We start from the raw sequence: 7,670 nt of genomic DNA on the forward strand, positions 1-7,670 counted from the left end.
GCGTTAATAATCTGCGAGCCCTTACACCTCAACGGTCCGTTCGAGTTCGCCGTGCGGCAGATTCTGCTCGGCGGCACCGTCGTGATCTGCCCGGTCTACGCCCCCGAAGTCTGGGTCACATATGCGGACCGGCATCGACCGAGCTGGATCTTCCTGGTCCCCACTCAGTTACGTCGGCTGTTCGACGACGTCGGCGACACCGTGGTCGCCCAGGCCTCCTCCTCAATGGACTGGCTGGTGTACTCGTCCCAGCCCTGTCCGCCCGACCTCCGTGCCCGTCTTTTAGCCGTGTTCGGCGCCGAGCGGATCGCGGAGTACTACGGTTCCGCCGGGTACGACGGCACACTCCGCATCGGTGACGCCGCAGGCGGCCTCCCGATCAATGGGACCGAGATTCGGATCTGCGGACCGGACGGTGCACCGGCCCCGGCGGGGACCATCGGCACGGTCGAGGCGCGCAGCGGCGTGGGGCTCACCAGCCATTTCCTCCCCGAGGGATGCCCACCACCCGGCACCTGGCACACCGTCGGTGACCAGGGCCATCTCGACAGCACAGGGCTGCTGCATCTCGCCTCCGTCGCCGTGTCCGGACGGGCCATCGTCGGCGGCGTCAACGTCGCCCTCGCACACGTCCACGCAGTACTCGCCGCGCACCCCGCGATCGACTACTGCACGGTGTCCGCAGTCCCCGACACCGTCTACGGCCACCGGCTGATCGCCGAGGTCCAGACACGGGCCCCGACGCTCACCGCGGAGAAGCTCCACGCCTACTGCGCCGCCCACCTTGCCGCGCCCGAGCGCCCCGTCCGTCTTGACCTGATCCGTCCCAGTCCGCCGGAGGCGACTGCCCATGCCGTCGATCTGTGACCTCTGCGCCGCTCTCGACCCGGCCGTGATCGACTGCGCGTTGCAGCGGCATCTTGCCGAGGCGCAGCCTCGCGTCCTCGCGGCGAATGCGCATGCCGCCGCGATCCCGACCATCGGGGCCTACACAGYCGGCTACCTGCTCCTCGTCCCCAGGGCCCATGTCCTGTCTCTCGGAGGTCTCGATCGGGATGCCCGAGCCGGCGTCGACACACTGATGCGCGAGATGGCTGTGCGGCTCGCCGAGCGGTACGACAGCCCGGTGCTCGGCTTCGAGTACGGCCTGAACGCCGCCGGGCAGCGCCGGATCGAACATGGGCACCTCCATCTCCTGCCCACCACGGCGGATCTGCACGGCTGGCTGGCGGACCGGCTCACCGGCTACCCCATCGCCTCCCTCGCAGGCCTTCCCACCGACCCGACCAACTCCTATATCACCGTTCGCGATCAGAGCGGTGCGCTGGCCGTCTACCCGGTCCCCACCGACACACAGCCGCGCATTCGGCTGCGGCACGTCGTCGCCACGCTCGACCCGCGGCTGGAGGAGGGCGCCTGGGACTGGGAAGCCGCCCCGCACACCGATCTCATCCGCCGCACCGTCGACGACCTTGCCCCCGTCACGGCCAGGCAGATGTCATGACGACCTCATGGACCCTCACGGCCCTCTGGCAGCACATCGCGACGCTGCAGCCCCACACGACTGCGCTGGTCCACCGCGACCTGGCGTGGACCTGGGCGGAGTTCGACACGGCGGCAGCGGCCGTCGCGGACGATCTGCGCCAGCGAGGAGTGACACCCGGCCAGGTCGTCGCTCTCTGCCTGCCCAACATCCCTGAGCATCTCGTCAGCCTCGCTGCCGTTCTGCGTCTTGGCGCGACACCTGCACAGCTCAACCCGCGCTACCGCTCCCGTGAACTCGACCAGCTGCTCCGCCTCCTGCGACCCGCCGCGACGATCTCCGACCCGGACTCCGGCTCTCACATCGCAGCGCTCCACGCTGGCGACGGTCTCCGCGAGGAGACACAGATCCGACCGCTTGGCGCTCATTCACTGCTTGTGGTCAGCGCAGCTGAGCGCCTCTCCTCGGTGCCGCCGCGGGATGGATCAACCGAGCGCATCATGATCAAATGTACGGGTGGAACCACCGGGACTCCTCAGGCAGTGGCCTGGCGCGTCGCCGACATACTCAACAATCTCAACACCCACAACCCCTGGGCCCGCCATGACCTGACCCGTTCTCCCGCGCGGACCGCCCTGGCTCTGGCCGACGCTCGTATCGTCGTCGCCAGCCCCCTGAGTCACGGCTCGGGTCTGACCCGGGCGCTGGGCGCGCTGTGCGCTGGCGGGATGGTCATCACCGTGCCCGGGGCCTCCTACGAACCCGCCGGAGTGCTCGACACGGTCGTGCGGCACCGCGCTGACACCCTGGCCATCGTCGGCGACGCCTACGCGCGCCCGCTCACCGACATCATCCGCGCCGGTCCTGAAATCGACCTGTCGGCACTGCGCACTGTCACTTCCTCGGGTGCGCCCTGGACCGCCGAGGCCAAAACCGAACTCCTCGCCCTCGTTCCGCATCTGCGACTGGTCGAGACCTTCGGCGCCACCGAGGCCACCGGCCTGGGATCGTCTCTTGCCCGTTCCGGTCATGTGCCTGCAACCGGGCACTTCGACCTCGGCCGCCACGCCCAGGTCTTCGGCGCGGATGGAACACCGACCCGCGTCGGCGAAATCGGCCGTGTGGCCGTCCACCAACCGCTCCCAGCCGGTATTCACCCTCAGGGCGCCCTTCCGGCCGACCGCTATGTCCACTCCGAGGACGGACGCACCTACCTCCTGTCCGGGGATCTCGTCCGACTTCTGCCGTCCCGGAAGATCGAGCTGCTCGGCCGTGGGCAGGATTGCATCAACACCGGCGGCGAGAAGGTCTACGCGCCCGAGGTCGCTGCCGCGCTCCTCGCTCATCCCCATGTCGCTGATGCCGCTGTCCTCGCCGTTCCCGACACGCGGCTCGGCAGCGCCGTCGGCTGCGTCCTGCAGCTCCGCGCTGGCGGCAGACTCGCGCAGGTGCTCGGCGACATCCGCGGCGACCTCGCCGGCTACAAGATCCCACGGGTGGTCCGGGTCCTTGCCGTCATACCCCGAACCCCGGTGGGGAAGGTCGACCTCGTCTGCGCCCGCCAGCTCCTCAGCGACCAGGAGGCCAGCTCATGACAACACCCGACACCACCGCGTGGGCTGACCTCATCACGCTCGCCGATCAGGAGCAGCAGGCACTCCTCGCCGTCCTGACCCGGCTCGTCACCGACTCCCAGCTCGAATCCCAGGTCGCCGCGGCCCTGGACTACCCCGACTGGCCTCTGCCCCTGACGCTGCTCCCGAGCAGGGCAGCGCACCTCACCGCCGGCACACCCGAACTCGCCGCCTACGCAGCTGTCTCCACCGCCGCGACCGCTCAGGTCCTCGCGACACTGAGCAGATGGGGCTGGCCGCCTCCGACCCACCCTGCGGCCCGCGACGCAGCCTGGCTGCTCCTCCAACACTCCGACACCGAGGCCGAGACCCGCCGCGACCTTCTCCGTGACATGGCGGACGCCTGGGAACATCGCGGAGCAGATCCTCGGCATCTGGCGCTTCTGACCGACCGGGACCGTTCCCTGCGCGGCGAGGAGCAGCGGTACGGAACATTCGTCCTCGTCCGTGACGATCGCCCGTGCTTCCTTTACCCCACCGTCGAAATCAGCAAGGTCGACGATGAGCGGCAGCGAATCGGGCTGCCGACTCTGGCCGAAGACACGCCCTACGCCTACTGCCCGATCACCCCCTACCGGCAGGCCCGCAGCGCACCCGTCAACCCACCGGCACCGGCCACCATCGCCGTCCTGCCGCCACCACGCACCCCGCAGCCGACGACGCACAGTTCCGCGGAAGACTCCGCCAACCGTCACGGTGTCTACCTTGCGGCGACACTGCGTGACCGGGAGGAGATCCGGCGCGTCCGCGCCCGCATGCCACTGCCCCTGGAATCCACCGCTCGCTGGATCGATCTCGACCCCCTCACGCGACCCAGCAGTCAGTTCGACGCGGGCATCGTCCTCAACCAGCTCGCGGCCCAACTCTGCATCGACGACATCGCCCGCGCCCGACTTCTCCTCGCCTACCCGCTCAGCCGGCGCAGCGACGGCGTCACGACCGAGATCGGCTGTGCACTCGCCTACGGCAAACCCGTGATCATCGCCAAGGGCTCACCGCAGTGCAGCTTCGACATGCTGCCGTCCGTCACAATCAGTAATGACATAGACAGTGCCCTGGCAGCAGCATGTCGTGCGCTTACCGACGCGGCCTGAGGCGGCCCGTCAGGCCGACGCGCTTCAGTAGGAGACCTGGACGGGGATGTCGAAAGGCGCGAATCTCGGCGACTGCGGCGTGTTCGACGACGCGGGCGGCGGTGGTGCCGACTCGGCCGCGAGTTCGGCGTGCTCCAGCGGCGTGAGGACGCCCAACGCAGTGCGATCCTCCAGCGGCAGGAAATCCAGCGCCAGCCGCCTGACCACATAGTCGATGATCGACAGAGCTCGCGGGATCTCCGGATCGTCCGTCATTCCCGCGGGCTCGAACCGCAGGTCAGCGAACTGCCGAACGTATGTCGCCAGCGGCACTCCGTGTGCCAGACCGGTCGAGATCGCCGACGAGACGGTCTCGGTCATTCCACGCAAGGTGGATCCCTGCTTCGCCATGATCAGATTGACGTCCGCCAGCGAACCGTCGGTATGCAGAGACGCGATGATGAAGCCGTAGGCGCCCCCAACCGTGAAGGCTCTCGTCATGGACTGACGATGGCGTGGCGCCCGCYGTGCCACGCCACTGGGCGTACGGGTTCCCATCGTCGACGTCGCGTCAACCACGGCGCGTTCCTCTCGATCGACATGTTCATTCTGACGAGCTACATCCAGTAATGATCACAACAGATAGCGTCACTACATAGCGAGGGGCGCCAGATGTTGTGGTGCGGCCGAGAGGTCAGCATAGGGCAACGGTCATCCCCTCTCGACGTCGAGGCTCGGCGTGTCCGACTTCTTCCGACCGCGCCAGTCGCGACCCGCCCACATCGGGGGCTCGCGCCCGCATGTCTCAGCCACGAGCCCGGGGGAGGCGAAGAGGAACCGAGGCTTTGCGAGACCGGCCCCGCCGACTTCTCCGGCGATGAATCCAGCCTGCTTCGCGGGAGCCTCGACGCGTCCGCTGCGACAGGCACTCACCTCTCACCAGTGAGTCGCCCTGCAGGCCCGGTCGCGCTGGAAGTAACGCGGCCCGGCTCCGCTGTTTACGCAGGTGGAGGCCCTTTTCGGTACCGAAGAACTTCTTCGCAGTACGGGGAATGACTCATGTCGCCAGGTCGCGGACAGTGACAGGACCTTTACAACCGCCGAAACCTTTTGGAAGCCTCAGGGCAGGGCTTCGGCACCGTCCGTCCGGAGGCAAAGTCCATGCAGCATCCGCATGAGCCCTTCGCCCGGCTGTCCGCTGCCCTGCGCCTCGCTGGCGCGAGTTCAGCCCCCACGCCACCTCAGAGTGATCTTTTTCTGGATCCCGGTGCGCTGCGCGGCTGGGTGGAACGACGCTTCGCGGACGAGGTGGGCCGAGTCCGGGTCGCGGGCACGCTTGACCGCCGTCTGGTCTTCGTCGAACGGCTCGACGATCGGTGGGTCGTCGCGGATCTGTCCGGTCAGCCGCACTGTTCCCGGGCCTGGCCCCCGTGGGCGCGAGAGTCGGTCGTCATCGAAGATCCAGGATCGTCGCTGTCATTGGCCATGCTGGCCGAGGATGCCGTGCGCCGGCTGTCGCGTCCCAATGTTCTCCTGGCGGCGCTCTATCACCCGGAGACGTTTCCGCTGCCGCGGTTCCCGCTGGGCATCAGCACGGTGGCGCGCGCGGGCCGGGGAACGCTGCTCGGCACGGTGTCGCTGGCAGACATGCAGCTCGGTCTCCCCCTCGACGACCTGATCGCTCGCGTCGAGGCGGACCGGCCGGACGTCCTCGGGGTCTCCGCGACGTTCGGCCAGTACGACCTGCTCACCCGCCTGCTGGAGGTGGTCTACGCCAACGTTGATCCGCCGCTCGTCGTCGCCGGTGGCAGTCTCACCGCCAGGGTCGAGCGGGTTCTGCTGGACCGGTTTCCCCAGTTGCTGGTCGCCAGGGCGGGTGGGGAAGCGACGATCAGCGCCCTGCTGGCGCACTGGCACGGCGACGGCGGCCTCGACGAGGTCCCCGCGCTCGGCTACGTGGGAGCGCCCCGTGGGGGCGGGCTGGCGGTCGGACGGCGGCGAACCGCGAAACCCGTCGTCCGGGACGTGACAGCGGATGTCGTTCCCGAGCTCGATCTGCTGCCGGCGACGTTGGACCGTCACGGTGTCGCACAGTTGGAGACCAGCCGGGGCTGTACCAGCTACTGCTCGTTCTGCCCCCGCGATCACAAGGGAGCCTGGTCGGGTGCCGGTGTCGAGCGGCTGCCGTGGCTGCTGGGCGAGCTGGGCGCGGTCTTCGACCGCTACCCGCGGGTGTCGCGGACGTTGTACCTGGTCGACGAGGAGTTCCTCGGCCGCGGCCCCGATGCCCCGGGCCGGGCGCTGCGGCTAGCCGGTCTGCTGCGCGGGGCGGGCTTCGGCTGGGAGTCCAGCTGCCGCATCGACCAGGTCGTCGACCCGGACCGGGACCTCGGTTGGCATGCCGAGCGCGCCGAGATGTGGCGGATGCTGGTCGCCTGGGGTCTGCGGCGGATGCTGTTGGGTGTCGAGTCCGGGGTGGACAGCGTCCTGGAGCGGTTCGCGAAGGGGACGACCGGCGACCAGAACGTGCTGGCRGTCCGGACCCTGTCCGCGCTCGGCGTGCCGACCCGGTTCACCTACATCACCTTCGACCCGCTGATGACCCTCGACGAGCTGAAAGCCACCCACGCCTTCCAGGGGCGCACAGACCTGCTCCTGGCCCCGCAACCGGATATTCCCGCCGCCGAGGTCGCGCGCGGAGTGCGGGACGGCCGCTTCGTCGCGACGGCCAGCGCGGGCATGCCGTTCTACCGGGGGATCTCCTACCTGCTGGTCGGCATGGAATGCCTGATCGGCGCCGCCTACACCCGCCAGGTCCAGCGGGCCGGTCTCACCGGGGCGGTGACGCCGTCGATGGGGCGGGTGGAGGCCCGCTACGCGGACTGGCGGATCGGGGTCGCCGCCGGCTGGGCGCAACGCTGGGTCGACCGGCACTTTGCCCTCGACTACACCTTCAAGTCGACGGAGAAAATCCTCGACGGCGAGCCGCGCCGCCTGATCCGCGAGGCCCGTAGGGTGCTGAAGGACGCAAGCTACCTGCTACTCGGCGACCTGATCGCCGAAATCGACACCCAGCCGCCACATCATGATCCGACGGCCGAGGCCGTCCTGGACGCCCGGATCTGGCAGCGACTCGAAAGGCGCCTCGCCTTGCTGCGGGGCGAGCTCGCGGCCACCGTGCGCGACCTGCTCMCCGYCCTCGACCRYGAGCACGMRGMGCTKCTCRCSRYCGARYACCGGCGATGGTCSGCGGCCAGCGGMTGGRCRCTGATCAACGCGGYGGACTCCTGTGCCASCTGACCCKCSGRCCCGYGSSSGRTCAGGCGCCGGWCTTCTCCGGGATSGGCACCCAGTTGAACTCSGGGCAGAACCGGGCGTAGGTCACCAGCTTCCACGCGGCGTACTCCTCCAACCGGCCGGTCTGGCGCAGCAGGTGCTTGACCCAGGTGTGGCAGACCCGCTCGTCATGGCTCATCGCGG

Annotated in this window: 6 protein-coding genes; 5 read left to right on the forward strand and 1 reads right to left on the reverse strand. The window is 69.0% G+C overall.

Features of this window, described 5'->3' with window-relative positions:
* The 4 genes from KBI5_RS19995 to KBI5_RS20010 all read left to right on the forward strand — a co-directional run.
* Window positions 1–867 (forward strand): AMP-binding protein (locus KBI5_RS19995; protein WP_157902556.1); only part of this gene is annotated, 867 nt, incomplete at its 5' end.
* Window positions 851–1,504, forward strand: coding sequence for an HIT domain-containing protein (locus KBI5_RS20000; RefSeq protein ID WP_085016109.1), 654 nt, complete (start codon window positions 851–853; stop codon window positions 1,502–1,504). The genes KBI5_RS19995 and KBI5_RS20000, both read left to right, overlap by 17 nt.
* Entirely contained in the window at window positions 1,501–3,078 is a 1,578-nt protein-coding gene (locus KBI5_RS20005) for an AMP-binding protein (RefSeq protein WP_085016110.1), read from the forward strand. The genes KBI5_RS20000 and KBI5_RS20005 overlap by 4 nt, the downstream gene beginning before the upstream one ends.
* Window positions 3,075–4,211, forward strand: a complete 1,137-nt coding sequence (locus KBI5_RS20010) for a DUF6624 domain-containing protein (RefSeq protein ID WP_085016111.1) — start codon at window positions 3,075–3,077, stop codon at window positions 4,209–4,211. The genes KBI5_RS20005 and KBI5_RS20010 overlap by 4 nt, the downstream gene beginning before the upstream one ends.
* 24 nt (window positions 4,212–4,235) lie before the next feature.
* On the opposite strand, the gene KBI5_RS20015 is transcribed toward KBI5_RS20010, so the two are convergent.
* On the reverse strand, window positions 4,236–4,691 hold the full coding sequence (locus KBI5_RS20015; RefSeq protein ID WP_232235064.1) for a ribonucleotide reductase: 456 nt from the start codon (window positions 4,689–4,691) through the stop codon (window positions 4,236–4,238).
* Window positions 4,692–5,351: 660 nt separating this feature from the next.
* Between KBI5_RS20015 and KBI5_RS20020 the strand changes: the two genes are divergently transcribed.
* Complete coding sequence (locus KBI5_RS20020) at window positions 5,352–7,490, forward strand: radical SAM protein (protein ID WP_085016113.1); 2,139 nt, start codon at window positions 5,352–5,354, stop codon at window positions 7,488–7,490.
* The last annotated feature ends 180 nt before the right edge of the window (window positions 7,491–7,670 follow it).

It is taken from the genome of Frankia sp. KB5 (genome assembly GCF_002099325.1).
GTDB lineage: Bacteria > Actinomycetota > Actinomycetes > Frankiales > Frankiaceae > Frankia > Frankia casuarinae.